Origin of the sequence: Rhodococcus sp. 06-462-5 (assembly GCF_002258315.1) — a bacterium.
In the GTDB taxonomy this organism is placed as follows: Bacteria; Actinomycetota; Actinomycetes; order Mycobacteriales; family Mycobacteriaceae; genus Rhodococcoides.
In genome coordinates this window covers 264,661-287,763 of sequence record NZ_NOYD01000001.1, presented here as the reverse complement: position 1 = coordinate 287,763, position 23,103 = coordinate 264,661, and the positions used below count along the sequence as shown (strand labels likewise).

The following is a 23,103-nucleotide window of genomic DNA, read 5'->3' as shown; positions in this document are numbered from 1 at the left end:
TTCGTCCATGCCGACCGTCATCACCGACGACGCAGTCACCCTGAACTATCTCGACGAGGGCACGGGCCCGGCCGTGGTGCTGATCGCCGGTTTCTGCGCGCCCGCGACCACCTGGGCGCTGCAGCAGAAGGCGTTGGTGGCGAATGGATATCGCGTTCTGGCGCTCGATCGACGAGGACACGGTGCCTCGGAGGCGCCGACACACGGCGCGACCATGGAGCGGCACGGACGCGATGTGGCGAACTTCCTGTCGGCGGTGAGCGTCGACGAGGCCGTACTGATCGGCGGCTCGATGGGAGCGAGCACCGTCTGGTCGTACGTGTCGCAGTTCGGCACCGACCGCGTTCGCGCCATCGTGTCGGTGGATCAGACGCCGAAGATGGTGAACACCGCAGACTGGAAGAACGGCTTCTACGGACTCACCGAGGACAATCGAACGACGTTCTTCGACAACGGAATACCCGATACCGGCCACGGCCGGCCGCAGTGGAAGTCGGTGCCGTCGCTGCTGAGGCTCGTGCTCGCACTACGCGCGATGCCGAAGATTGCGTCGCCCGACACCCCACCGATGAAGGCTCTACTCGCCGATCATGCTGCACAGGACTGGCGCTCGACCATCGCGGACACCGACAAGCCGTACCTGATGGTCGCCGGACGCGAGAGCCAGTTCTGGCCTGCCACACACGCTTTCGACAGCGTCGCAGGCAATCCGCACGGTCGATCGACAGTGCTGGACAAGTGCGGTCACGCCGCGAACATGGACCGGCCGAACGAATTCAATGCGGCGATACTGGAGTTCCTCGACTCGATCGAGTGAGGTCACGAGTGGGGGTGCCCGTCCAGCGCCTCGGCGCACGCAACAAGATTGCGGTGCAGCACTTCTCGCTCGCCTGTCGACATTGACGCAATCATGGCGTTCTCCACGGCGGCGACAGCGGCCGACGCTTGCCGCAATCGCTCTCTGCCCGTAACCGTTACGTACAGACGTTGGTCGCGGCCGGTGCCCTCGATCTCCACCAAACCGTCTCGCGTGAGCCCGGCCAGCAGCTGATGGGTTGCCTGCCTGCTGACGAACACTGCGCGAGCGAGTTCGGCGTTGGACAGGCCAGGCGTGTGCGCGAGGTGTTCGAGGCTTGAGTACTGCGAGACGGTGATGTCGAGTTCGCGTAGAGCATCGTCCATCGCCGAACGCAGCGCTGACGTGGCTCGCTTGAGGGCCAGACCGATGGAGGTGTCGACGTCCACTTGACTCATGTCAATATCTTGACATACATTTCTCTCGTCAAGACATTGACAACCCCACGAAAGGACCGACATGACCACCGCTACCGTTTCCGGACCGAGCTTCCTCTCCTTGCAAGTACGCGACCTCGCCGCCAGCGCAGACTTCTACGAGAGCCGGCTCGGCCTCGTCCGCGCACCCCAGGCACCACCCGGAGCAGTGGTGTTCACAACCTCGCCCATCCCTTTCGCTGTCCGAAATCCCGCCCCCGGAACCGATCTCGACAGCGGTCAGGCAGGACTCGGAGTCGCGCTGTGGCTCTCCTGCGACGACGCCGAGGCGCTCCACGAATCACTGGTCGCCGCCGACGTGCCCATCCAGACCGCACCCTTCGACGGCCCCTTCGGAAAGACCTTCGTCCTGCAAGACCCGGACGGATACGCCGTCACCGTGCACAGCAGCTAGTACCGTCGAATCCGTGCTCAACCGCCTGATCGACCGCCTGATCGAGGCAGCCAATGCGCCTCGACAGGCTGCGAAGCCGCCCGGTCCGATCCTCCTCGCGTTCACGACGATCGCCGTCTTCGCGCTGGTATGCATGTCCATGAATCGATGGCCGTCTCCCCGCGGTGACTTCGCGTGGCTGGATCCGCTGCTCGTCGGTGCGGTAGCGGTCGTGGTGCTGCTGACCGTGGGGCTGCTCTGGGCCATTCGCGTTCTCCACGTCGTCGGCCAGGATCGACGATGGTCGTGGTGGATCCTGCCCGCTCCGATCGTGGTTGGCCTCGGAGCGTTGCTGATCGTGGTGCTACCCGACCAGGCGACGACCGACTCCTGGCTCGACTTCGCGGTCGACTGGAGGGACTGAACACCCCTCGAAGATCCGAAAGAACTATTGCGAAATATTTCTTTCGGGTTATGGTTGTGGCATGACCCCACCGCCTCCCGACAGGACGCCCCGGAAGCTGACGGACATGTCCGAGCTCAAGGCGCTCACACATCCCATTCGACTGCGCCTGCTCTACGCATTGCGAGCGAACAAGTCGATGACGGCGACCCAGCTCGGCGATCTGGTGGACGAGTCACCCGCGTCGGTGAGCTACCACCTGCGCAAACTCGCCGAGCACGGGTTCGTCAAGGAGGTCGAGAACGGATCGGACAAACGTCAACGTTGGTGGTCGGAGGCCAACGAGAACGGGTTCAGCTGGTCCGAGAACGACTTCGCCGACTCGCCGGAGTCCCTGTCGGTCGCCAAGGCGTCCAAGGACTCCTGGCTGGCGCATCAATGGTCTCGGCTGCGTGACTTCGATCGGACGTCCGAGTCCTGGGGGCCCGAATGGGTATCGGCAGCGTTCAGCACCGACAACGTCTTGCGACTGACAGCGAACGAGACTGCCGAGCTCGATGCCGAATTGCGGGTCGTCCTCGACAAATGGCGTCGGCACGGCGAGAACGCGAGCTCCGGGGACCGCGAACACATCATGGTTCTGATGCACGGATTCCCCACTACACCATAGGAGTTGGCATGTATCCGTTCGATCCGCATACGTACCTGTTCATCGCCCGGCACGATCGGCAGCAGCGCTTACTGCAGGCTGATCGCCGCAGACTCGCTGCGGCACAACGTCGTCTACGCCGAGATGAACTCCGCGTTCAGAGGGCGTGGGACGAATTGACGGCATCACTCGCCGATGTCTCGATGTCCGAGCGACGGGTACTCGAGCTGGCTCGTCGGTGACGAAAGCCGCCACTACTTCGCGGCAGCCCGCTTGGCGAGCGTCTTCGAGATCCCCAGCTGCGCAACCACGATGATGCCACCGACGATCGCGCCGATGACCGCCGACGCGAGGGTGTTCACGATCCACGCCAGCACTCCGCCGATGCCGGCGACTCCTCGCACTGCTTCTTCGCCGTGGTGGACGAGTTCGTAGATGGGATGGAATCCGAGCTCGTCGATTCCGACGAGCAGGATGTGTCCACCGACCCACAGCATCGCTGCGGTACCGACGACCGAGAGCACCGACATGACCTTCGGCATGGCCTTGACCAGGCCTCGGCCGAACTTCTCGACGAACCCGGTGGAACCGTCGGCCAGTTTCAGACCGATGTCGTCCATCTTGACGATCAGCGCGACGACTCCATAGACGACGATCGTGATGACCACGGCGACTACCGCCAGGATGATCAGTCGACTCCAGAAGCCCTCTGCAGCAATCGTGTCCAGCGCAATGACCATGATCTCGGCCGACAGAATGAGATCGGTGCGCACCGCTCCGGAGACAACGGCATCCTCGTCACGCGGCTCGTCCTCGGCAGCCTCGTGATGATCTCCGTGGCCGAACAGCGCACCCCAGATCTTGTGTGCTGCCTCGTAGCTCAAGTAGCAGCCGCCGAGCATGAGAATCGGCGTCAGCAGCCAGGGTAGGAACTGACTCAACAGCAGGGCGATCGGCAGAATGATCAGCAGCTTGTTCCGCAACGAACCCACTGCGATGCGCTTGATGATGGGCAGTTCACGTTCGGCCGCGAGACCGCGAACGTACTGCGGCGTCACCGCTGCGTCGTCGATCACGACGCCTGCCGCCTTGGCCGTTGCTTTGCCGGTCGCCGCACCGACATCGTCGATCGATGCTGCAGCCAGGCGAGCCAGCGCTGCCACGTCGTCGAGCAGGGCTACGAGTCCGCCGGCCATCACAAACCTCCGCGTCGATACGAGAACACCACTTGGCTCCTCATGATGCGAGCCCTTGGAACCCTACCGCCCGCGGATGGTCCGTGATCGCCGTCCGGCCCTTCCCTCTGCTACGCGATCTTCCTCTCCTGCTCGTCGTCGAGAACTTTCGCGGGCGGCAGTCCGATGCTCGGGTCGTGTCCGCGGAAATTCTTCAGCCACCAGCTCCAGTCCTCGGGGACCAGCGAGAACGGGTCCCCGTGGCCGAGCTCACGCGCGGCCCAGACCGGCCAGTGCGGATTGGCGAGTGCCGGGCGCCCGAGCAGCACGACATCGATCTTGCCTTCGCGGATGACGGCGTCCGCGTTTTCCGGAACGCCCAGATTCCAGCTGCAGGTTACCGGCATGTCCAGCTCACGCTTGACGCGTGCCGCGCGCTCGACCATGAAGCCCATATCCCCGAACGGCGGGTCCACCATGTCGTCGGTGTTGAAGCCGAGGCTGACATCAGCCATGTCCAGGCCGTGCTCCTTCATCCATCCGATGGCGATCATGGACTCGTCGAACTGGACACCGTCCGGGTGGTGATCGTCCGAGCCCAAGCGCATGGTGAGGGGGTACTTCTCGGGCCACACCTCCCGTACGGCGTCGAGCGCCTCGAGATGGAACCGCGCCCGGTTCTCCAGGCTGCCGCCGTACTGATCGGTGCGCTGGTTGGCCAGCGGCGAGAAGAAGCTGGCACCGAGATAACCGTGGGCATAGTGCATTTCGAGCCATTCGTACCCGGCCTCCGCGGCCCGGACAGCTGCGTCGGCGTAGCTCTGGTGGATGGCCTTGATCTCGGGCACGGTCAGCTCGTGGACGGGGAAGGAGTGGTCGCCGCCGTAGGGAATTGCCGACGGCGCCACACATTCCCAGCCGTCGGGATGGTCCGCCGGAAGCTGGTGTCCTCCCTGCCACGGTGGGACTTCGCTGCCCTTGCGTCCGGTGTGCCCCAGCTGGATGGCCGGGACCGATCCCATCTCCTTGATCATCGCTGTCACGCGTGCATGACCATCGATCTGGTCGTCGTCGTAGATCCCGGCGCAGCCAGGAGTCGTACGACCGTCCGGCGTGATCGCAACCTGTTCCGGGAACACCATCCCGAATCCGCCTGCCGCGCGCGCACCGAGGTACATCAGATGAAAGTCGTTCATCTTGCCGTCGACGGCGCGGTACATCGTCATCGGCGACATGGCGATTCGATTTCGAAGCGTCACACTCTTGAGGGTGAACGGGCTGAAGAGATCCGGCATGGCAGTGGTCCTTTCCTGAGTGATACCACCTCACCATCTGGCACGTTTCGACTGACTACACCGATGCTGCACATCGGTGACAGTCTTCTCACCGTCTCGCTCCCCCGAGCGTGAGGCCTGATGTATGGTTTCCTATACGTATAGCGAGCTATACCTACGATCGGAGCACTCACATGACACTCAGATGGCTGTCGGTCGGCGCAGTCGGCCTTGCGGCCGCCGCGGCCACGGCGTTACTGGCCTGGCTGGTCTCACCCGTCGCGCCGGGGATCGCGGCGGTGGTGTTCGGGTTCACCGCTCTTCCGTTCGGTGCCATGCTGGGCTGGGTCCTCTTCGTTGCCCCTACGACGGCCGAGGCGGCGTATACATCGGGCGAAAGCATCGAATCTCACTGGACGTCGGCCGCATCGAGTGGGATGGCCACCGACCTGGTGTGCATTCTGGGTCTGACACTTGCAGTTGTCTCGATCGCGCGGGCCGAGCCACCGACCACACTGCTACTGACAGGACTGCTTCTCGCCGCGTTCGCATCGTTCACCGCGCGGTACACCTACGCGCGACATCGCGCTCTGTCCGAGTGAAGAACAGTGTTCGACGGCGTCGCACCGAACAGGGCTGGTCTCAGCACGAACTGGCCGAGCGTATCGACGTCACCCGACTGACGATAATCTCCATCGAGAAGGAACGATTCGACCCGAGCCTGCCTGTCGCCTTTCGCCTCGCCGCGGCCTTCGACTGTTCGATCGAGGAACTGTTCGAGCCGGATCAGAGCTGAGGTCAGTTCACGAGCCCCTCGCTCTGCAACCACTCGTAGGCGACATCCGAGGGATCCTCACCCTCGATGTCCACGCGTCCGTTCAGTTCCTGCATCAGGTCGTCCGTCAACCGCTCGGACACCACCGCCAGCAGATCGGCGATCTCGGGGTGCTGCTCGAGCACCGCGTTGCGAACTACCGCGGTACCGCTGTACGGCAGGAAGAATGCGCGATCGTCCTGCAGCAACGTCAGATTCAGGTTCTTGATCCGGCCGTCGGTGGTATAAACCATGCCGAAATTGCACGGCGAACTGTCCGCGGTGGAGGTGTAGACAACACCGGCGTCCATGCGGGTGACGTTGCTGGACGGTACTCCGCCCGGCGCGTTCAGTCCGATCCCGTACGTGTCGAGCATCGGACCGAAACCGTCGGAACGAGAGAAGAATTCGTCGTCGACGCAGAATGTTCGGTCGGCTTCCGGGAGCTTCGCGACATCGGACAGAGTGGTGACGCCGAGCCGCTGAGCGGTGGCGGCAGATGCCGCGAAGGCGTACGTGTCGTTGAAGTTGGCCGGCGGTAGCCAGTCCAGATCGTGCTCGCTCTTCTCGATGTCGCGAACGCGCTCCCACAGCTCCTGCGGATCGCTGATCGTCTCGGTCTGGCTGTGATAGTTAACCCAGCCGGTGCCGGTGTACTCCCACAGGATGTCCGCGTCGCCGTTGAGCTGCGCCTGTCTCGACGACGCCGACCCCGGCGCACCGGTCAGGTCGGTCACCGTCGCGCCGGCAGCGGCAAGGTATGTGGCGGTGATCTTTCCCAGAAGTACACCCTCGGTGAAGCTCTTGCTCGTCACCACGAGAGATGCACCGTCGAGCGGCCTCGCGCCGTCGGGAAGGGTGGTGGCCTCGAACGTTCCCGACGAGCTGACCAGGCCGCAGCTCGCCACCGACCCGGCAAGCACCACAGCTGCAGCGGCGACGAGCAGACGGCGAATCATGCCACTCCCTTTGGGGTCGCGAACAATTCGACCACACGGCCGAGCCAGTCGATGATCAATGCGAGCAGTGCGACGAGAACAGCACCGGAGATGAGCAGCTTCGGCAGGAAGAGCGTCGTGCCCGTCGTGATGAGCGTCCCGAGGCTCGACGCCCCGATGAACGTACTCAGCGTGGCAGTTCCAACGAGGATGACCAGCGCCGTGCGCACACCGTTGAGGATCACCGGCACGGCCAAGGGAAGTTCCACCTGCACCAGGGTGCGGACCCCAGAGAACCCGATGCCGCGGGCCGCTTCGATCGTCCGCTGATCGACCTGTTGAATTCCGACGATCGTGTTCTGCAGAATCGGCAGAATCGCGTAGACGACCAAACCCACCACCGCGGTGCGGAACCCGGTTCCGAGCCACATCGTCAGCAGCACGATCAGACCCACGGCCGGCGCGGCCTGACCGATGTTGGCGAAGTTGACGGCCACAGGCCGCAAGTTCTTCGCTCGGTCGCGAGTGAGCAGGATTCCCAACGGTATTGCGATGACGACGACGATCACCGTGGCCGTCAACGTCAGAACGATGTGATCGACGATCGTCGTCTTCAGGTTGTCCCAGCCGAGCGATGCCTGTTCGGTGGTGGTCAGTGTCGTCGATCGATACCACAGGATGTAGCCGAGTCCGAGGACCGCGATGACGATCGGCTCGAACCACACGTCCAACGGCGCACTGCGCAGTCGATTCATGTTGCTGCGCCTTCGGTATGTGCCGAGTACGACACGTGTCCGTCGCCGGATCGAGCCTCCGAGAGCTGACCGCGGATCACGGCCATGACGGTGGCAATCGTCAACGCGCCGGTCACAGCACCTCGGCCGTCGGTGACGAGGACTCCACCCTGACTGGCCGCCAACATCGAATCCAGTGCGTCATTGAGAGTCGACGACGGTGCGACGCTGGGCAACCGCGCGTCGACATAGTCGGTGATTCGATCCTTGGTGGCCACCTCGTCCAGAGACGGCCAGGCACGGGGCCGGCCGTGCTCGTCGATGACGACGATCCAGGTGGCCCCCTGCGCTCGGGCGCGCGCGATGACCTCCTGCGAGCTGTCGCCGACCTTGGCCGTGACCACCGAATCGTGTTCGACGTCTTTGACCCTGGACAGCGTCAGATGCGCCAGCGTTGCCCCGGAGCCGATGAACTCCTCGACGAACGGGCTGGCCGGCTTCGCCAGAATCTCTTCCGGAGTCGCGTACTGCTCGATGTGACCACCCTCGGACAGAATCAGCACCTTGTCACCCAACTTCGTCGCCTCCTCGAAGTCGTGAGTGACGATGACGATGGTCTTCGCGAGTTCGTGCTGAATGGCGATCAGACTGTCCTGCAGTCGTACTCGCGTGATGGGATCCACGGCACCGAAGGGCTCGTCCATCAACAAAACGGGCGGGTCTGCGGCGAGTGCGCGAGCTACGCCCACTCGTTGTTGCTGGCCGCCCGACATGTCCTTGGGCAAACGGTCACGGAAATCGGCGACGTCGAGCCCGACGAGATCGAGCAGATAGTCGGTTCTCTGTTCGATCTTCTTCGCGTCCCAACCCAGTACACGGGGAATGGCTCCGACGTTCTTGGCGACAGTCCAATGCGGGAAGAGTCCGCCGGACTGAATGACGTACCCGATGGACTGCCGAAGCTTGTCCGGATCCTCGCCCGTCACGTCACGGTCCCCGATGAAGATCCGGCCCTCGGTCGGTTCGATCAGGCGATTGATCATCTTGAGCGTCGTCGTCTTGCCGCAACCGGACGGTCCGACGAAAGCCACGATGTGGCCGGCCTCGATCTCGAGGTCGATCGTCTGCACCGCCGGCTTGTTCTGACCTTTGTACTGCTTGACCACACCGTCGAGGCGAATGGAGGCACCGGTGACCGTCGGTCCGCCGGTCGTGTTGTCCGTCATGACAATCCCTTCGAGATGGTGAGGCGCCCGAGAAGGACGAGCAGGGCATCGAACACCAATGCGATGACGACGATGAGAACTGTTCCGGTCACTGCCATCTCGACGGAGTTGGTTCCACCCAATCTCGACAGCCCGTTGAAGATCAGCGAGCCCAGCCCGGGACCGAGCACGTACGCAACGATTGCGGCGACACCGACAACCATCTGCGTCGACACGCGTATGCCGGTGAGGATGACCGGCCACGCCATCGGTAGCGAGACCGATACCAGAATCCTGCTGCGGGACAGTCCGATTCCCTTGGCCGATTCGATCACGGTGTCGGGGACCCCACGCAGTCCGACGATGGCGTTTCCGATGACGGGCATCGCTGCGAAGAACGCGAGCATGATGAACGACGGAACCACACCCAATCCGAAAGGCACGATGAGCAGCGCCAGTAGGGCCAGAGAAGGGATCGTCAGAGCCACTCGGCTGGTCGTGAGCGTCAAGGCCGAGAAGAGCGGTAGCCGATGCACCGCAATGGCCACTGCCACCGCGACGACGGTGCCCACCAAGACCGTCTGAAATGCCAGTGACGCATGTTGGTACGTCAGGAAGGCAAGGGTTTCACCTCGCCCCTGCAGATAACCCCATAGATCCACGAATTCCCTCTCGCCCGGCAGATCGGACGCCGAGCGTAACCCGCATTTCCCCGGCCTTCCGGGGAAAAACGTCAGCGCCGCAGGCGGTGCAGGAGAGCAATATGTGGATCTATATGCACGAATACTTCGTCGTCGAATGTCCGGCCGAACTTAAAATCATCTCGAGCAGAAGGCTCACTGCGAGTACGAGCTCATGAAATTGCCCAGACGCTCGAGCGCCGTCGCCAGATCGTCGACGTTGGGCAACGTGACGAGTCGGAAGTGATCGGGCACATCCCAATTGAAGGCACGACCGTGACTGACCAGAATTTTCTCGGACTCGAGCAGGTCGAGCACGAACTTCTCGTCGTCGACGATCCCGAACCGTTCGGTGTCGAGTTTGGGGAACATGTACAGCGCCCCCGCTGCCTGGACGCAGGTGATTCCGTCGATCGAGTTGAGCATGCGATGGGCCAGATCACGCTGCGCGGTCAACCTGCCCGCCGGGAGCAGCAGATCCTCGATCGACTGTCGGCCGCCGAGCGCAGTCTGTATTGCGTGCTGCGCCGGGACATTCGCGCACATGCGCATGTTGGACAGCAGCGTGATGCCCTCGATGAAACTCGCCGCGCGTCGACGCGGTCCGGTGATCGCCAGCCATCCCGCACGAAATCCGCACACCCGATACGCCTTCGACAGACCCGAATAGGTCAGGCACAGAACATCTTTTCCGGTCAGCGTGGCGAGGTTGGTCATCACCGAACCGTCGTAGACGATCTTCTCGTAGATCTCGTCGGCGAGCAGAACCAGATCGTGCTCCCGCGCGAGGTCGACGAATCGCTGCAGTACCTCGCGTGAGTACACCGCTCCGGTGGGATTGTTCGGGTTGATCACCACGATCGCGCGGGTGCGGGGCGTGATCTTGGCTTCGAGGTCCTCGAAGTCCGGGGCCCAATCCTGGCTTTCGTCGGCTAAATAATGGACGGGTACGCCACCGGCCAGGGCCACCGAGCCGGTCCACAGCGGATAGTCGGGCGACGGGATCAGGATTTCGTCTTCCGGGTTGCACAGGGCCTGCATCGTCATGGTGATCAATTCCGATACCCCGTTGCCGAGGTAGACGTCGCCGACGTCGAGATCGGTCAGGCCTTTGGTCTGGTAGTACTGGACCACCGCTGTGCGCGCGGAGAACAGGCCGCGGGAGTCCGAATACCCCTGCGCGGTAGGGAGGTTGCGGATCATCGCCATCATGATCTCGTCCGGTGCCTCGAAACCGAACGGGGCAGGATTACCGACGTTGAGTCGCAGGATCGCGTGTCCCTGCTCCTCGAGTTCTTCGGTCTTGTCCAGAATGCGTCCACGGATGTCGTAGCGCACGTTCTCGAGCTTGCGCGCCTGATCGATCGATCTCGTCATTTCGAAAACTCCTCCTGCCGAACTGTCGGCGACATCCGGGTCCGGACCGCCACTGTTGCACACACGATGACCGCCGCTCCACCCACGAGCACCGGCCACGTCAAGCCCTCGCGCAGGATGACCGCGGCCCAGCAGATGGTCAGCACAGGTTGGATCAACTGGACCTGGCTGACGCCGGCCATCGGGCCGATTGCCAGTCCCCGATACCAGGCGAAGAACCCGAGGTACATGCTCACCACCGCCAGGTAGCCGAATGCGGCCCACTCGGATGCACCGGCCGACGACGGTTGCTGCCACCACGCGAGCGCTGCCAACGCTCCGGTCACCGGTACGGACACCACCAGCGCCCACGACACCGTCTGCCACGCACCGAGTTCTCGCGACAGCAGGCCGCCTTCGGCATATCCCACCGCTGCGGCGACCACTGCTCCGAGCAGCAGCAGATCCGACCACTGCAACCCGGCCAGCTGTCCGCCTTGCAGGGCAGCGAACCCGACCGCGACGGCGGCCCCCATGCCTGCGACCACCCAGAACATCGGCCGGACCGGTTGCCGTTCGCGGACAACCGCAATAGCGGCGGTGGCCGCCGGCAGCAACGCGATGACGACGGCGCTGTGTCCCGCCGATGCAGTGGTGAGGGCGTACGAGGTGAGTACCGGGAAACCGACGACGACACCGGCCGCGATCACAGCGAGCCGAATCCACTGACGCCCCTGCGGAAGCCGTTGCCCTGTAGCGGCGAGCGCTACCGCGGCCAGTGCGGCAGCGACCACAGCGCGTCCGCAGCCTACGAAGAGCGGGGACAGGCCTCCGGTGACGGCGATGCGGGTGAGTGGCACCGTGAACGAGAACGCCGTGACGCCCGCCAAACCCCAGAGCAGTCCGGCACGCGATAGCAGACCCGTGCCAGACCGAGTAGCGCTACTATGCTGTGTCATGTCCGACGATAGCAGCTCCCGGATCGTGTCTGCACTGAGAACCTGGATTGCGACTGCGCCCCCTGAAGCCCGGTTGCCGTCCACCCGCGCCCTGGTTGCCGAGCATTCGGCCAGCCCGGTCACGGTACAGAAGGCCCTGCGCACGCTCATCGCACAAGGCGTCATCGAAAGCCGGCCCGGCGTCGGCACATTCGTCAGGACAGTGCGCACGGCCCGTCCCAACGATTACGGATGGCAGACGGCGGCGCTGGGAGCGCCGGACAACCGACTGCAACTACCAGCGGCTCTGCAGTCGACCTCGAGCGACGTGATCGCGTTGCATTCGGGCTACCCGGCCCGGGAGTTGTTGCCGGAAAGGCTTGTTCACGCTGCCTTCACCCGTGCGTCAAGGACCGACTCGGTGATAGCCCGACCACCCACCGCGGGCCTGCCGGAACTACGGGCGTGGTTCGCGGCCGAACTGGGGGAGTCGACACCATTGGGCATCACGCCACCGTCGGCCGACGACGTCGTCATCATCCCCGGCAGCCAGACCGGACTCAGCACTGCATTTCGCGCGCTCGTCGGTGCCGGCCGTCCGTTGCTCATGGAATCCCCGACGTACTGGGGTGCGATCCTTGCTGCCACGCAGGCCGGCGTCCGCGTGGTACCGATACCCAGTGGCGTCGACGGGCCGGACCCCGACGCGCTCGCACGGGCATTCGTGCACACCGGCGCTCGGGCGTTCTATGCCCAACCGACATTCGCCAGCCCCACCGGAGCACAGTGGTCGCCCGCCTTGTCCGAGCAGGTCCTCACCACTGTTCGACGCCACGGCGCTTTCCTGATCGAGGACGACTCGGCCCACGATTTCGGTATCACCTCCGAGCCGAATCCGCTGGCCGCACGAGACGACGCCGGGCACGTCGTCTATCTTCGATCCCTCACCAAGACGGTGTCACCCTCGGTTCGCCTGGCAGGCCTGATCGCTCGTGGGCCCGCCCACGAGCGCATCCTCGCCGATACGGGAGCCGAATCGATGTATGTCAGCGGGATTCTGCAAGCCGTCGCCTTGGACGTCGTCACGCAACCCGCCTGGCGAACCCACCTGCGGCGGTTGCGCACTCAGTTGGCCTCGCGTCGCGACTTGTTGGCGAACAGCCTCATCGAGCTCGCACCGCGTGGGCATCTCGACGCGGTGCCGCGCGGTGGGCTCAATCTCTGGATGCGGCTTCCCGACAACTCCGACCTGGAACGCATTGTGCAGGAATGCAAGTCGGCGGGAGTCATCGTCGGGGCCGGCGACGACTACTTTCCCGCCGAACCCGCCGGCAAGTACCTTCGGCTCAACTATGCGGGCCCCAACCCCGGCGAGTTTCCCGACGCGGCGCGCACGATCGGATCGATCATCTGAGACCGTTGAGTCGATTGAATGACAGTAACCTTTGGGGCACAGTATCTTCGGCCCTGCATGGTCATCCGAACAAGGGATACTCGACGCGCGATCGCTGTGTCACCATCGCTGAGACGGACAGCCCGTCACGTACTTTCGGTGGAGGAATTGTGTCGAGCAAGAGTGGAATTCGCAAGAACCTGGTTCGTCGTTCGGTGGCAGTTGCCCTTGCAACCGCGGCGTGTGCCCTGGCCGTCCCCGCGACAGCCGTCGCCCAACCCGAACTCGGACCGATCGTCGACAGTGGCAGCGCCATCATCGACAGCGGGAGCGCGATTCTCGACGGTGGCAACATCATCGACAACGGTGCCCGAATTCTCGGCAGCGGAAGCGCCATTGCCGGAGGCATTCTCGGCATCGACACCGGTTCGGCCAACGGAGGCATCGCTACCCAGCAGTGCAATGCCTCCACACTGTCGGGTGAGGAGGGCGTGACGGAGACCCTGCACGAACTGGGCCGAACCGGCCCGACCTCGTTCGTCCTCAGCTACGACACCGTCGACGTGCCCGATCAGATCGAGGTCTTCTACCAGGGTGCACCGATCCACAACACCGGCTATGTCGGCGGCAGCACCGGGGTCGGCTCGGTGGTGGTATCGGTTCCCCCCGGCACCGCGTCTGCTGTCCTGGTCCGCGTCACCGGACCGGTCGGCACAGTCTGGACCTACACCGTGAGCTGCCCGGCCTGACGGGTTGTCACCGCCCGGACCCACCAACCGGGTCCGGGTGGTCTCCCCGCGAGGACCTGACTCTGCGCTCAGTTCAACGGTTTTCGCCGAACGTTCCGGTCAGGTGACGGAGCATATCTGCCCGCGTGATCGCGAGCATCGCGTCGAGCATCGGTTGATCGACGATGCGTCGTTGCCTCAGTGACACAGCACCGTTCATCGCCGCCCAGGCGTTCAAGACCAAAGCGCGAGGGTCGACGTCGGACCCGGCGTCCGTCACTGCCCGCGTCACCGAATCGATGAGCCCACCGAGTGCAGTGTCGATCCTGATCTTCGCCTCACCGACCGTTTCGGACTCGGACTTGTCCACATCCGTCAGCGCCAGCAGTCGCAGCGCCAGCGGACTACCGCGATGGAAGGCGATGTATCGGTCGAGGAACTCGGCAACCACACGGACTGGGTCGTCCGCGTCGACGGGTGCAGACATCTGCTCGACGTGAGTGAGCGCCGTTCGCCAGGCCAGTGCCGTATAGACGTCGACCTTGCCTGCGCCGAAGTTGGCGTAGATCGAACTCACTGCCACATCTGCTGTTGCAGCAAGCATCTCGATCGTCGTTCCGCGATAACCGTGCTCGAGGAAGAGGGTCTGGCCGGCGTCGAGCACAGCGTTGTGCGTTCGACGCTTCCGCTTGTCGGTGGGGGTATCCAAGACCATAACTTTATCGTACTCTGATTTCGATATCAGAATCTGATTACGATAGAGGGGTAGCGATGACAACCAACGAAGTACAGGCACCGGACAGCGGAAGCGCAGCGATGACCATGTTTCTTCCACAATCACCGTTCGTGCAGCAACTGGGCATCGAGCTGGTCGACATCGACGAGGGCACCGCTCGACTGCGGCTGCCGTACCGCGATGAGTTGTCCACCGTCGGCCAGATGCTGCACGGTGGCGTGATCGCCGGCTGCATCGATATCGGGATCATGACCGCCGCCTGGGCCGGATCCGCAGTGCCCGAGAAACTTCGGGGCGTCACGGTCTCCATGTCCGTTCAGTTCATGGAGCCGGTATACGCCGAGGGGATCGATATCGTCGGTACTCGGATGCACGCAGGCCGGAGCCTGAAGACATGTCGAGTCGACATCGTCGGGACCGAATCCGGCCGCCTCGTCGCGACCGGAACCGGCTCGTACAAAGTCGGCTGAACACTGCGACAGATGCTGCCCACCGTGTGACGATCGGTGCATGACACTCGACGACATCGTGAATCTGGTCGGCAGCTTCGAGGGCACGGTGACGCAGCGGCCTCGCGAGGGAGACGGAACTCCCGAGATCGCATGGGGTGATGCGTTCTTCTACTACTCGCCCGACGGAACCATCCCGACCACTCAGCCGTTTGCGACGATCGTGACCAAGAACTACCCGGGTGACGAGCTGTCCGGACTGGACCGACCCGATGCGTTCCGCGTCAATATCGTTGCAGGAAAACAGGAATTCGAGCAGATCCTGGGGGTGCCGGCACGCGAGGCGGCCCACGCACCCCGCGCCGACAGCGACGACGTCCTCGCCGCCCACCCTCAGTACGGCACCGCCGGCTGGCTGTCGGTGGTCAACCCGTCTTCGCAGACCGAGACGCAGGTTCGGCAACTGCTCGACTCCGCCTACAACGTTGCCAGGCGCAGATACGAGCGCCGCCAAGGCTGATCATCCGAAGAACTGGCTCATCGATCGAGACAGCCCCTCGACATCCAGGCCGTTGGCCTGATCATGTTGGGCCACGGTGCCGTATTTGCGTCGCTCTCCGGGTTCGACCCCGACTCCCGACACTCGATGACGCACATCGGCGAGGGCTCTGTTCACCTGCAGCACCGACGTTCCCGCGAGATACGGCTCGACGATCATGACGTCGGGCGCAGTCAGCTTCTCCCGTAGAGAGGCACTGTCGAAGGGCCTGATCGTCGACGCATGCAGCACCGTCACGTCGCGCCCCGAGGCTGCGGCGAGAACCCGGTCTGTCATCGGACCGATGGAGATCACTGTTCCCGAATTACCCTGCTGCAGAACGGTGAACGTCCCATCGGGCTGACCGTAAGGACGTTCGTTGCACACTCCGTCGAGCCTGATGTAGACGCGATCGTCGGCCGCCGCCGCGCAGCGCAGCATCCACTCGACCTCGTCGACGTGCCCGGGGACGTGAACCGTCCACCCGTCCAGGGTGTCGAGGAGTGCGACATCCCTTTGGCCGAAGTGGGTCTCACCACCCTGTGGCCACCCATAGGAACCGCCTGAGCTCACCAGGATCGCTCCGACGCCCTGATGCCCCAGATCGAGCTTCACCTGCTCGAAGGGCCGCTCGATCAGAAACGGCGGAAAGGTGTGCACGATCGGGCGGAGACCCGCAAGCGCCATTCCCCCCGCGACACCGATCATCGCCTGCTCTCGAATACCCACGTTGACCACACGCGACCGAAGATCTGAGGTCAGATGTGGTTCGAGATACGCCACGCCGATCTCGGCCAGTACCAGCACGATTCGCTCGTCCTGGGCCAGCAGATCGGGCAACAGCCGATAGAAGTGCTCGCGTTGATCCAGCGGTGCGCTCATCAGCTCTCCTTCTTTTCGACGTGAGCGACCACCACGTGCGGCCGGTCGGCATGATCGAGGCGAAACGCGCGCCTGAGAGCGCTGTGGTCTCGGCCGTCGGCGTCGGAGGTGTGCCACCCCTCGACGGCAAAGCGCGACGCGATGCCCCCAGGCCAACCCAGGCCGGCCGAGTCGTTGTCGATCACCACGCCGGTCAGATTGCCCAGATTCGATCGCGCAGCGAATTGAATGGCTTCCATATTGCTGCCCTCGTCGAGCTCGGCGTCGCCGATCAATACGAAAACTCGGGCGAAGCTCTTCTGAATCCGCAGCGCAACAGCAGTTCCGGCGGCCAGTGCCAAGCCGTGACCGAGCGAGCCCGATCCGATATCGACCCCGCGTGCCAGCGTGCGATCCGGGTGATTTCCCAGCGGAGAGTCGTAGCTGCCGAACGACGCAAGCTCGTTCGGCGTCAAGAATCCCCGTCCCGCAAGCACTGCGTAGTACGCCATCGGGCCATGCCCCTTGGACAGGTAGAACCGATCACGGTCCGGGTCGTCAGGATTCGCTGGGTCGAGGCTCAGAATGTCGGAGTACAGCACCCACAACACATCGAGTGTCGAAGTGGCACTGGTGCTGTGCTTTTCGTCGCCCGTCATCAGAGTCATGAGCCGAGGCAACTCGTCGAATGTCATCTGCATGACCCCACCCTGCAACCTCGAGCGCACTCGAGGTCAAGCCCTGCGAGGGAGGTGAGTTGAGCCGAAGCGGGGGCACTGACGGCACCACCGACCGTAGTCTCCAGATATGCCGCGAAACCCCCTCGCTATAGCGGGAACGTCCATCGACTGCGCCGATCCGGCGCAACTCGCGCACTTCTATCTCGCGCTTCTCGGCGGCGAGTTGTTGTGGGAGAACTCCGAGAGCGTTGGGATCCGCACACAATCCGGCCTGAACATCGTTGCGCAGAATGTTGCGAACTACATTCCGCCCCAATGGCCGTCGTCATCCATCGTGCACTTCGACCTGGACGCTGAAGGGGACCTTGCCGGATCCGTCGCCTACGCAGTCGAATGCGGGGCCAGGGAGGCCGCAGAGCAGCCCGACCCCCGATGGCGAGTTCTGCTCGACCCCGCCGGGCACCCCTTCTGCATCACGACGGAGGTGTACGACGGTTGACGGGGGCAATAGCCTGAGATGGTGCGCAATCTCGTCATCGTTCTGCTCTTGTTCGGATTCATCGTCGGATTGGCTCCACTGGGCTGGTATCTGATCGGCGAAATGACCACCAACACGAGTGGCGTCGTGTATTCAGGTGGCTACGAGCCCCTGAACGGTCTCACGATGAGCGACGAATTCGTGGACTCCATGAACGATTCGTTCGACCGACGAACACAAGGCCTGTCGCGGCTCTGGCTGTACCTGGTCCCCATTGCTACCGCAGCTCTCGGCGCTTTGACCGGCATCATTCTCGGCAAGTTGGGATTTGTGCTCACAATCAACAGAACCCGAGGGTTGAGTTGCCCGAGCCTGCGGAAGTAGCGCTGAGTCAGTACGACATTCAAAGTGTGGTCGGCTTCGCCGCTACCTGCGCCCGACGGGCATTACCGATCTACGAGATGGCCCACCCCGAGGATGCGCGTCCACACTTGGCGATCGAGGGTGCCGAGGCATTCGCCGAGACCGGCCACCGGACGGCGGAGTTACGCAGGCTCGCCTGGGACGCGCACAAAGCGGCCCGCGAGGTACCGGCTTCAGCGGCCACGGACGCGGCAATGTCCGCCATGCACGCCGCCGGTGCTGCCTTTCTCCATCCGCTCTACAGCCCCCATCAGGTCAAACACATTCTCGGTTCTGCAGTGCATCTGGTGCTCGCTAACCCCAAAGCTGCTGCAGAGCAGATCGAATGGGTTCGCATCCACGCCGATCCCGCAGTTCGAGCAGTTCTGGGACGATTTCCACCGCCGATCGCCGGGCGTACCAGGTTCGGCGTGCTCATGGTTCGACTCGATACCGAACTGCGACGCTGAGCCGTTGCCCCGATCGGGGTGCGGTGACAGCATGCAACGCATGAGCCGACGTCCGTGGGTCCGGTACCTGTACGTCGCGTGGCTGGCCTGGATTGCGTTCATTCTGATTTCCGACGTGATCTCAGAACCGTCGACCTGGGACTGGATCCAGCTGGCACTTGGGGGTATAGCAATCCCTTGGCTGGCATACAGCCAACTGCGCCCCGAACGGCCCAGCGTCGAGAAGATCGGCCCCGAATCCGTACCCGCTGAGGATGTCGAAACGGTGGTCGCAGAATCCGGCAGAACTGTCCACACCATCAAAGCGCTACGTGAGATGCATCCCGGCCTCGGTCTGCTCGACGCGAAGAATCTCGTTCAACCGGATTGCTGACGGAGGAGAAGGCGATGACATCAGTCAGCGGTACACGTGTCGTCCAGGATGCTGCAGGATTCTCCGAGGCCGCACTTCTGTTGATCGACTTCAATCGCGAGTACGACTACCCGGTGCCCGAGTCGGATTGGCTTGCCGCACATCTCGACTCTCTGGTGAAATCCGGTGATACCAGCGTTCTGACGTTCGGAACTCCCGCCATCGGTGTGGCCGTTCTGCGATTTCGGGCCGGCACTTTGAGTGCAGACATCGAGGCCTACCTCGCCGAGTTCTACGTCCAGCCTGGCCTACGCGGGAAGGGCTACGGCACAACCTTTCTCGACGACGTCATCGAGCACGCACGCGGCAAGGGTGCCACCTACATGGATCTCAACACCTCCGAGGACGACGAGGCGGCGCGACACGTGTACGAAAAGCGTGGCTTCGACTGCCACGAAGGCCGTGGCGAGGGACCCAAAGCTCTGTATTACGAACTCGAGCTGAACTGACGCAGGAGATGTAGCCTGGCCATATGGTTAGCCGAGATAACAGCTCTACATCGTTCGGGACCGTCGCCGACGTGTACGAATCTGCTCGCCCCGAATACCCGTCGGCCGCGGTCGAGTGGTTGCTTGAACCCGTACTCGAGTCGGCCGGGCGGCCTCTTGTCGCCGACGTCGGTGCCGGAACCGGCAAGCTCACCCGCATCATCGCCGCCGCCGGCTGCGACGCCGTCGCGGTCGATCCTGATCCCGCCATGCTCGACGCCCTTCGCGTTGCAGTGCCCGGAGTTCCCGCCCACGTCGGCACTGCCGAGTCCCTGCCGCTGAAGGATGAGAGCGTCGATGCCGTCCTGCTCGGACAGGCCTGGCACTGGGTCGAACCGGTGGCCGCGTCACGCGAGATCGGCCGGGTTCTCCGCCCGGGCGGCACGCTGGGACTGATCTGGAACATCCGCGACGAGTCGCAGTTGTGGGTTCGGCGACTGAACTCGGTGGTCTCGCGCGGTGGAGCGCTGACCATGTTCGACGACGGTCCACCGCCGATCGCAGAACCGTTCGGTCGGCTCGACGAGGAGCGGTGGATGTGGTCGCGCACGGTGAGTCGGTCTCAGCTGACCGACCTGGTTCGGTCGCGCAGCTTCTACATCACCGCAACCGCCGACGATCGCAACCGCATCGATCGTGATCTCACCGCACTGTTCGACGAATTGGGCCTGAAGGGATCGACGACGATCGAACTGCCCTACGCGACCAGAGCGTTCCGCACCACGATGCCGATCCGATGACACTTCTCGCGACCCCGGAAGTCGCCACAGCCCCACAAAACGAATACGATTCCCAATAAGTGGGTACAGGTTCGATTTCGAGGAGCTACAACATGGCGTTTCCGATCATCGTCGCGAAGGCAGTATCGACGGTCGTGACAGGCGCAGTCGGCGTCGCCGCGTACAACGGTGCCAAGAAGCTGTACGACAAGGCTCCCGTCCGCAAGGCTGCGGTATCGGCAACCGAACTCGGGCTTCGCGCCGCACGAAAGGCCGAAATCCACGCCGAATCAGCACGTTTGGCTGTGTCCGATGTTGTTGCGGAGGCGCGAGACCGGCTCGGCGAAGAAGTGCCGCCACCCTCGGCCACCGAAGTCGGCCACGGCCACTCGCACTGATCACGGCAGTCGGCCGAACATGACGATGCTCGTCGAACATTCACTCGATGCAGCTCCCGACCGCGCGGATGGCATCGAGATCCTGTCCGATGCCGCCGGCCGCATGCGGCTTCGCGTCGACTGGCTGCGGTCGAGTCCGGGTCGCGCGGTCGCCGTCGAAGATCACGTCGACAAGATTCGCGGCGTTCGAGCTGTCCACGCTTACCCCCGCACCGCATCGGTCGTCGTCTGGTACTCCCGCTCCCGGATCGACCGGGCCGAGCTGTTCGATGCGGTGAACGCAGGTCGCACCACCGACTGGGCTCTGGTACCCGTGCGTAGCCCACGGTCGGCGGACGTCACCAGCGGCGACGTCCTGCGCATGACCATCGGCGGCGCGGCGCTGGTCCTGCTCGGCTTCCGTCGCTATGCCTTCCGGCGACCACCCATCCTCGGCCCCACCAGCCGTGTCGTGGCCACCGGAGCCACAATCTTCACCGGCTATCCGTTCCTGAAGGGAGCGCTGCGCTCGCTGGCCGGAAACCGGACCGCCGGCACCGACGCGCTCGTCAGCGCCGCCACTGTGGCAAGCCTCGTACTCCGCGAGAACGTCGTTGCTCTGACCGTTCTGTGGCTGCTCAACATCGGCGAGTACCTGCAGGAGCTGACACTCAAGCGCACTCGTCGCGCAATCTCCGATCTCCTGACCGGCACGCAGGACACCGCGTGGATTCGGCTTCCCGACGGTTCCGAGATCTCCGTCGACGTCGATCGGCTGGAGATCGGCGACGAGGTCGTCGTGCACGATCACGTCGGCGTGCCTGTGGACGGGACCGTCGTCGACGGTGACGCTGTGGTCGACCAGTCCGCGATCACCGGTGAGACATTGCCGGTGTCGATAGCTGCAGGCGACAGGATCCATGCCGGGTCCGTTGTCGTCCGTGGACGCATCGTCATCCGCGCGTCTGCGGTAGGCCGCGATACGACGATCGGCCGCATCATCTCTCGCGTCGAGGAGGCACAGGAAGACCGCGCCCCGATTCAAACTGTGGGAGAGAACTTCTCACGACGCTTCGTGCCCGCGTCGTTCATCCTGTCGGGCCTCACGCTCCTGGTCACCCGGGATGTCCGACGGGCGATGACCATGCTGCTCGTCGCGTGCCCGTGTGCGGTGGGTCTGTCGACTCCGACGGCCATCAGCGCCGCCATCGGAAACGGTGCTCGCCGAGGGATTCTCATCAAGGGTGGGTCGCATCTGGAACAAGCAGGCAGGGTCGACGCCTTCGTGTTCGACAAGACCGGCACCCTCACCGTCGGACGCCCCGTCGTCACCAATGTCGTGTCCTTCCAGGACGACTGGGAGCCGGAGCAGGTGCTGGCGTATGCCGCCAGTTCCGAGATCCACTCTCGGCATCCGTTGGCCGAGGCCGTGATTCGCAGCACCGAAGAACGCCACATCGTGATTCCTCCGCACGAGGAGTGCGAAGTGCTCGTCGGCCTCGGCATGCGCACCGTCGCAGACGGTCGGACTCTGCTGCTGGGCAGTCCTTCGCTACTGCGCGGCGAGAGCGTGGACGTGTCCGAGTATGCGGCCGATTGGGTTTCGCGACTTCAGCGTCAAGCCGAGACACCGTTGCTGCTGGCAGTCGACGGAGTGTTGGTCGGGTTGATCAGCCTGCGTGACGAGGTCCGAGCCAATGCTCTGGACGTCTTGAATGCGCTCCGCGCCGACGGTGTGGAACGGATCGTCATGCTCACCGGAGATCACCCCGAGACCGCCGCGGCCGTCGCCGCCGAACTGGGCATCGCAGAGTGGCGAGCCGAGGTGATGCCCTATGACAAACTCGAAGCCGTCCGCAAGCTCCAAGAAGAGGGATACGTAGTCGCGATGGTCGGAGACGGCACCAACGACGCTCCGGCGCTCGCCGTCGCGGATATCGGTATCGCAATGGGGTTGGCGGGCACCGATGTTGCCGTCGAAACGGCCGATGTAGCTCTGGCCAGCGATGACCTGACACGGTTGCTCGACGTTCGCGATCTCGGACGACACTCGGTATCGGTCATCCGGCAGAACTACGGAATGTCGATCGCCGTGAACGCTCTGGGCCTCGTGGTCAGCGCCGGTGGAGCACTGTCTCCGGTACTCGCCGCAATTCTGCACAACGCGTCCTCGGTTGCAGTTGTCGGCAACAGCTCGCGACTGATTCGATACCGAATCTGATCAATAGCGCCCCAATGCGAGGGCGATCTGCTTGGTCCCTAGTCCGCTATTTCGCGTCGCGGAAATACGGTTCGACCGTGCCCTTGAGCTTGACGAGCATGGGATTGCCGTAGCGATCCTTCGCGGTAGGAACTTCGACTCGCACCCAACCCTCGGTCACGTTGTATTCGCGAACACTGGTCTTCTCTACGCCGTTGAAGCGAATCCCCACGTCCCGGCGAAGAACCTCTTCGTTGTAGAAGGGGCTCCGCGGATCGATCGCGAGGTGATTCGGTGGAACGTCTGTGTTCTGATCCTCTGGCATGGATTTCTTTCGTCG

General features: G+C 63.5%; 32 protein-coding genes. 19 read left to right on the top strand and 13 right to left on the bottom strand.

Annotation, left to right across the window (positions count from 1 at the left end):
• The first annotated feature begins 7 nt into the window (after positions 1-7).
• Positions 8-817 carry an alpha/beta fold hydrolase gene (locus CH251_RS01415; protein WP_094611471.1) on the top strand — a complete coding sequence of 270 codons (810 nt, stop codon included), beginning with the start codon at positions 8-10 and terminating at the stop codon, positions 815-817.
• 2 nt (positions 818-819) lie between these two features.
• Here the strand turns inward: CH251_RS01415 and CH251_RS01410 are convergent, their stop codons facing one another.
• A complete protein-coding gene (locus CH251_RS01410; protein ID WP_094611470.1) occupies positions 820-1,254 on the bottom strand; it encodes a MarR family winged helix-turn-helix transcriptional regulator in 435 nt (144 codons plus the stop codon).
• A 61-nt stretch (positions 1,255-1,315) separates the two neighbouring features.
• Here CH251_RS01410 and CH251_RS01405 point away from each other — a divergent pair, with 61 nt between their 5' ends.
• From CH251_RS01405 to CH251_RS01390, 4 genes are all read left to right on the top strand, one after another.
• Positions 1,316-1,687 (top strand): VOC family protein, encoded by a 372-nt coding sequence (locus tag CH251_RS01405; protein WP_094611469.1) that lies wholly within the window; start codon positions 1,316-1,318, stop codon positions 1,685-1,687.
• A 13-nt stretch (positions 1,688-1,700) separates the two neighbouring features.
• Complete coding sequence (locus CH251_RS01400; protein WP_094611468.1) at positions 1,701-2,090, top strand: hypothetical protein; 390 nt, start codon at positions 1,701-1,703, stop codon at positions 2,088-2,090.
• 61 nt (positions 2,091-2,151) lie between these two features.
• The gene (locus CH251_RS01395) at positions 2,152-2,739 is read left to right on the top strand and encodes a transcriptional regulator (RefSeq protein ID WP_256978745.1); all 588 of its coding nucleotides are present in this window, start codon (positions 2,152-2,154) and stop codon (positions 2,737-2,739) included.
• An 8-nt stretch (positions 2,740-2,747) separates the two neighbouring features.
• Entirely contained in the window at positions 2,748-2,960 is a 213-nt protein-coding gene (locus tag CH251_RS01390) for a hypothetical protein (protein WP_094611466.1), read from the top strand.
• 12 nt (positions 2,961-2,972) lie between these two features.
• Here CH251_RS01390 and CH251_RS01385 read toward each other — a convergent pair whose 3' ends face one another.
• On the bottom strand, positions 2,973-3,914 hold the full coding sequence (locus CH251_RS01385; protein ID WP_094611465.1) for a DUF808 domain-containing protein: 942 nt from the start codon (positions 3,912-3,914) through the stop codon (positions 2,973-2,975).
• A gap of 110 nt (positions 3,915-4,024) precedes the next feature.
• Positions 4,025-5,188, bottom strand: a complete 1,164-nt coding sequence (locus CH251_RS01380; protein WP_094611464.1) for an NADH:flavin oxidoreductase/NADH oxidase — start codon at positions 5,186-5,188, stop codon at positions 4,025-4,027.
• 173 nt (positions 5,189-5,361) lie between these two features.
• Here CH251_RS01380 and CH251_RS01375 point away from each other — a divergent pair, with 173 nt between their 5' ends.
• Both CH251_RS01375 and CH251_RS01370 read left to right on the top strand, forming a co-directional pair.
• Positions 5,362-5,769: a hypothetical protein gene (locus CH251_RS01375; RefSeq protein ID WP_094611463.1), complete on the top strand. Its 408-nt coding sequence runs from the start codon at positions 5,362-5,364 to the stop codon at positions 5,767-5,769.
• Complete coding sequence (locus CH251_RS01370) at positions 5,766-5,963, top strand: helix-turn-helix transcriptional regulator (protein ID WP_032396904.1); 198 nt, start codon at positions 5,766-5,768, stop codon at positions 5,961-5,963. The genes CH251_RS01375 and CH251_RS01370 overlap by 4 nt, the downstream gene beginning before the upstream one ends.
• A 2-nt stretch (positions 5,964-5,965) precedes the next feature.
• Here CH251_RS01370 and CH251_RS01365 read toward each other — a convergent pair whose 3' ends face one another.
• The 6 genes from CH251_RS01365 to CH251_RS01340 all read right to left on the bottom strand — a co-directional run bounded on the left by CH251_RS01365 (position 5,966) and on the right by CH251_RS01340 (position 11,853).
• Positions 5,966-6,940, bottom strand: a complete 975-nt coding sequence (locus tag CH251_RS01365) for a glycine betaine ABC transporter substrate-binding protein (RefSeq protein ID WP_094611462.1) — start codon at positions 6,938-6,940, stop codon at positions 5,966-5,968.
• Positions 6,937-7,674 (bottom strand): ABC transporter permease, encoded by a 738-nt coding sequence (locus CH251_RS01360; protein WP_179273677.1) that lies wholly within the window; start codon positions 7,672-7,674, stop codon positions 6,937-6,939. Before CH251_RS01360 ends, CH251_RS01365 begins: the two co-directional genes overlap by 4 nt.
• A complete protein-coding gene (locus CH251_RS01355) occupies positions 7,671-8,879 on the bottom strand; it encodes an ABC transporter ATP-binding protein (RefSeq protein ID WP_094611461.1) in 1,209 nt (402 codons plus the stop codon). Before CH251_RS01355 ends, CH251_RS01360 begins: the two co-directional genes overlap by 4 nt.
• On the bottom strand, positions 8,876-9,520 hold the full coding sequence (locus CH251_RS01350; protein WP_094611460.1) for an ABC transporter permease: 645 nt from the start codon (positions 9,518-9,520) through the stop codon (positions 8,876-8,878). Before CH251_RS01350 ends, CH251_RS01355 begins: the two co-directional genes overlap by 4 nt.
• Positions 9,521-9,694: 174 nt before the next feature.
• A complete protein-coding gene (locus tag CH251_RS01345; RefSeq protein WP_094611459.1) occupies positions 9,695-10,915 on the bottom strand; it encodes a pyridoxal phosphate-dependent aminotransferase in 1,221 nt (406 codons plus the stop codon).
• Entirely contained in the window at positions 10,912-11,853 is a 942-nt protein-coding gene (locus CH251_RS01340) for a DMT family transporter (RefSeq protein ID WP_094611458.1), read from the bottom strand. Before CH251_RS01340 ends, CH251_RS01345 begins: the two co-directional genes overlap by 4 nt.
• On the opposite strand from CH251_RS01340, the gene CH251_RS01335 reads away from it, so the two are divergent.
• Positions 11,852-13,246: a PLP-dependent aminotransferase family protein gene (locus CH251_RS01335; RefSeq protein ID WP_094611457.1), complete on the top strand. Its 1,395-nt coding sequence runs from the start codon at positions 11,852-11,854 to the stop codon at positions 13,244-13,246. The two genes, CH251_RS01340 and CH251_RS01335, sit on opposite strands and share 2 nt — an antisense overlap.
• Before the next feature lie 149 nt (positions 13,247-13,395).
• Positions 13,396-13,974 carry a hypothetical protein gene (locus CH251_RS01330; RefSeq protein ID WP_256978744.1) on the top strand — a complete coding sequence of 193 codons (579 nt, stop codon included), beginning with the start codon at positions 13,396-13,398 and terminating at the stop codon, positions 13,972-13,974.
• Between the two features lie 73 nt (positions 13,975-14,047).
• Here the strand turns inward: CH251_RS01330 and CH251_RS01325 are convergent, their stop codons facing one another.
• Positions 14,048-14,668 (bottom strand): TetR/AcrR family transcriptional regulator, encoded by a 621-nt coding sequence (locus tag CH251_RS01325; RefSeq protein WP_094611456.1) that lies wholly within the window; start codon positions 14,666-14,668, stop codon positions 14,048-14,050.
• Between the two features lie 56 nt (positions 14,669-14,724).
• Between CH251_RS01325 and CH251_RS01320 the strand changes: the two genes are divergently transcribed.
• Both CH251_RS01320 and CH251_RS01315 read left to right on the top strand, forming a co-directional pair.
• Positions 14,725-15,159 carry a PaaI family thioesterase gene (locus tag CH251_RS01320; protein WP_094611455.1) on the top strand — a complete coding sequence of 145 codons (435 nt, stop codon included), beginning with the start codon at positions 14,725-14,727 and terminating at the stop codon, positions 15,157-15,159.
• 40 nt (positions 15,160-15,199) lie between these two features.
• On the top strand, positions 15,200-15,658 hold the full coding sequence (locus tag CH251_RS01315) for a DUF6194 family protein (protein WP_094611454.1): 459 nt from the start codon (positions 15,200-15,202) through the stop codon (positions 15,656-15,658).
• Here the strand turns inward: CH251_RS01315 and CH251_RS01310 are convergent, their stop codons facing one another.
• Together CH251_RS01310 and CH251_RS01305 are read right to left on the bottom strand one after the other, a co-directional pair.
• Positions 15,659-16,558 carry a transketolase family protein gene (locus CH251_RS01310; protein WP_094611453.1) on the bottom strand — a complete coding sequence of 300 codons (900 nt, stop codon included), beginning with the start codon at positions 16,556-16,558 and terminating at the stop codon, positions 15,659-15,661. It abuts the gene before it with no gap.
• Positions 16,558-17,238: a thiamine pyrophosphate-dependent enzyme gene (locus CH251_RS01305; RefSeq protein ID WP_094611452.1), complete on the bottom strand. Its 681-nt coding sequence runs from the start codon at positions 17,236-17,238 to the stop codon at positions 16,558-16,560. Before CH251_RS01305 ends, CH251_RS01310 begins: the two co-directional genes overlap by 1 nt.
• 106 nt (positions 17,239-17,344) lie before the next feature.
• Between CH251_RS01305 and CH251_RS01300 the strand changes: the two genes are divergently transcribed.
• The 8 genes from CH251_RS01300 (at position 17,345) to CH251_RS01265 (ending at position 22,784) form a co-directional block, all read left to right on the top strand.
• Entirely contained in the window at positions 17,345-17,716 is a 372-nt protein-coding gene (locus CH251_RS01300) for a VOC family protein (protein WP_094611451.1), read from the top strand.
• Positions 17,717-17,734: 18 nt separating this feature from the next.
• On the top strand, positions 17,735-18,079 hold the full coding sequence (locus CH251_RS01295; protein WP_094611450.1) for a hypothetical protein: 345 nt from the start codon (positions 17,735-17,737) through the stop codon (positions 18,077-18,079).
• Positions 18,058-18,567, top strand: coding sequence for a putative immunity protein (locus CH251_RS01290; RefSeq protein WP_094611449.1), 510 nt, complete (start codon positions 18,058-18,060; stop codon positions 18,565-18,567). Before CH251_RS01295 ends, CH251_RS01290 begins: the two co-directional genes overlap by 22 nt.
• 40 nt (positions 18,568-18,607) lie before the next feature.
• A complete protein-coding gene (locus CH251_RS01285) occupies positions 18,608-18,940 on the top strand; it encodes a hypothetical protein (protein ID WP_143537936.1) in 333 nt (110 codons plus the stop codon).
• Between the two features lie 14 nt (positions 18,941-18,954).
• Complete coding sequence (locus CH251_RS01280; protein ID WP_094611658.1) at positions 18,955-19,428, top strand: N-acetyltransferase; 474 nt, start codon at positions 18,955-18,957, stop codon at positions 19,426-19,428.
• A 23-nt stretch (positions 19,429-19,451) separates the two neighbouring features.
• Entirely contained in the window at positions 19,452-20,207 is a 756-nt protein-coding gene (locus CH251_RS01275) for a class I SAM-dependent methyltransferase (RefSeq protein ID WP_094611447.1), read from the top strand.
• Between the two features lie 92 nt (positions 20,208-20,299).
• Positions 20,300-20,584 carry a DUF1490 family protein gene (locus tag CH251_RS01270; RefSeq protein ID WP_068049254.1) on the top strand — a complete coding sequence of 95 codons (285 nt, stop codon included), beginning with the start codon at positions 20,300-20,302 and terminating at the stop codon, positions 20,582-20,584.
• Between the two features lie 19 nt (positions 20,585-20,603).
• Complete coding sequence (locus CH251_RS01265; protein WP_306436832.1) at positions 20,604-22,784, top strand: cation-translocating P-type ATPase; 2,181 nt, start codon at positions 20,604-20,606, stop codon at positions 22,782-22,784.
• 46 nt (positions 22,785-22,830) lie between these two features.
• On the opposite strand, the gene CH251_RS01260 is transcribed toward CH251_RS01265, so the two are convergent.
• The gene (locus CH251_RS01260) at positions 22,831-23,088 is read right to left on the bottom strand and encodes a DUF3297 family protein (protein ID WP_094611446.1); all 258 of its coding nucleotides are present in this window, start codon (positions 23,086-23,088) and stop codon (positions 22,831-22,833) included.
• Positions 23,089-23,103: the final 15 nt, after the last annotated feature.

Coding starts and splice junctions, on each gene's coding strand:
- CH251_RS01360 (WP_179273677.1), bottom strand. CDS start 7,674: ATGAATCGACTGCGCAGTGCGCCGTTGGACGTGTGGTTCGAGCCGATC.
- CH251_RS01390 (WP_094611466.1), top strand. CDS start 2,748: ATGTATCCGTTCGATCCGCATACGTACCTGTTCATCGCCCGGCACGAT.
- CH251_RS01395 (WP_256978745.1), top strand. CDS start 2,152: ATGACCCCACCGCCTCCCGACAGGACGCCCCGGAAGCTGACGGACATG.
- CH251_RS01375 (WP_094611463.1), top strand. CDS start 5,362: ATGACACTCAGATGGCTGTCGGTCGGCGCAGTCGGCCTTGCGGCCGCC.
- CH251_RS01335 (WP_094611457.1), top strand. CDS start 11,852: ATGTCCGACGATAGCAGCTCCCGGATCGTGTCTGCACTGAGAACCTGG.
- CH251_RS01270 (WP_068049254.1), top strand. CDS start 20,300: ATGGCGTTTCCGATCATCGTCGCGAAGGCAGTATCGACGGTCGTGACA.
- CH251_RS01415 (WP_094611471.1), top strand. CDS start 8: ATGCCGACCGTCATCACCGACGACGCAGTCACCCTGAACTATCTCGAC.
- CH251_RS01325 (WP_094611456.1), bottom strand. CDS start 14,668: ATGGTCTTGGATACCCCCACCGACAAGCGGAAGCGTCGAACGCACAAC.
- CH251_RS01345 (WP_094611459.1), bottom strand. CDS start 10,915: ATGACGAGATCGATCGATCAGGCGCGCAAGCTCGAGAACGTGCGCTAC.
- CH251_RS01380 (WP_094611464.1), bottom strand. CDS start 5,188: ATGCCGGATCTCTTCAGCCCGTTCACCCTCAAGAGTGTGACGCTTCGA.
- CH251_RS01320 (WP_094611455.1), top strand. CDS start 14,725: ATGACAACCAACGAAGTACAGGCACCGGACAGCGGAAGCGCAGCGATG.
- CH251_RS01355 (WP_094611461.1), bottom strand. CDS start 8,879: ATGACGGACAACACGACCGGCGGACCGACGGTCACCGGTGCCTCCATT.
- CH251_RS01310 (WP_094611453.1), bottom strand. CDS start 16,558: ATGAGCGCACCGCTGGATCAACGCGAGCACTTCTATCGGCTGTTGCCC.
- CH251_RS01285 (WP_143537936.1), top strand. CDS start 18,608: ATGAGCCGACGTCCGTGGGTCCGGTACCTGTACGTCGCGTGGCTGGCC.
- CH251_RS01260 (WP_094611446.1), bottom strand. CDS start 23,088: ATGCCAGAGGATCAGAACACAGACGTTCCACCGAATCACCTCGCGATC.
- CH251_RS01405 (WP_094611469.1), top strand. CDS start 1,316: ATGACCACCGCTACCGTTTCCGGACCGAGCTTCCTCTCCTTGCAAGTA.
- CH251_RS01315 (WP_094611454.1), top strand. CDS start 15,200: ATGACACTCGACGACATCGTGAATCTGGTCGGCAGCTTCGAGGGCACG.
- CH251_RS01265 (WP_306436832.1), top strand. CDS start 20,604: ATGACGATGCTCGTCGAACATTCACTCGATGCAGCTCCCGACCGCGCG.
- CH251_RS01385 (WP_094611465.1), bottom strand. CDS start 3,914: ATGGCCGGCGGACTCGTAGCCCTGCTCGACGACGTGGCAGCGCTGGCT.
- CH251_RS01295 (WP_094611450.1), top strand. CDS start 17,735: ATGGTGCGCAATCTCGTCATCGTTCTGCTCTTGTTCGGATTCATCGTC.
- CH251_RS01280 (WP_094611658.1), top strand. CDS start 18,955: ATGACATCAGTCAGCGGTACACGTGTCGTCCAGGATGCTGCAGGATTC.
- CH251_RS01365 (WP_094611462.1), bottom strand. CDS start 6,940: ATGATTCGCCGTCTGCTCGTCGCCGCTGCAGCTGTGGTGCTTGCCGGG.
- CH251_RS01300 (WP_094611451.1), top strand. CDS start 17,345: ATGCCGCGAAACCCCCTCGCTATAGCGGGAACGTCCATCGACTGCGCC.
- CH251_RS01305 (WP_094611452.1), bottom strand. CDS start 17,238: ATGCAGATGACATTCGACGAGTTGCCTCGGCTCATGACTCTGATGACG.
- CH251_RS01275 (WP_094611447.1), top strand. CDS start 19,452: ATGGTTAGCCGAGATAACAGCTCTACATCGTTCGGGACCGTCGCCGAC.
- CH251_RS01340 (WP_094611458.1), bottom strand. CDS start 11,853: ATGACACAGCATAGTAGCGCTACTCGGTCTGGCACGGGTCTGCTATCG.
- CH251_RS01410 (WP_094611470.1), bottom strand. CDS start 1,254: ATGAGTCAAGTGGACGTCGACACCTCCATCGGTCTGGCCCTCAAGCGA.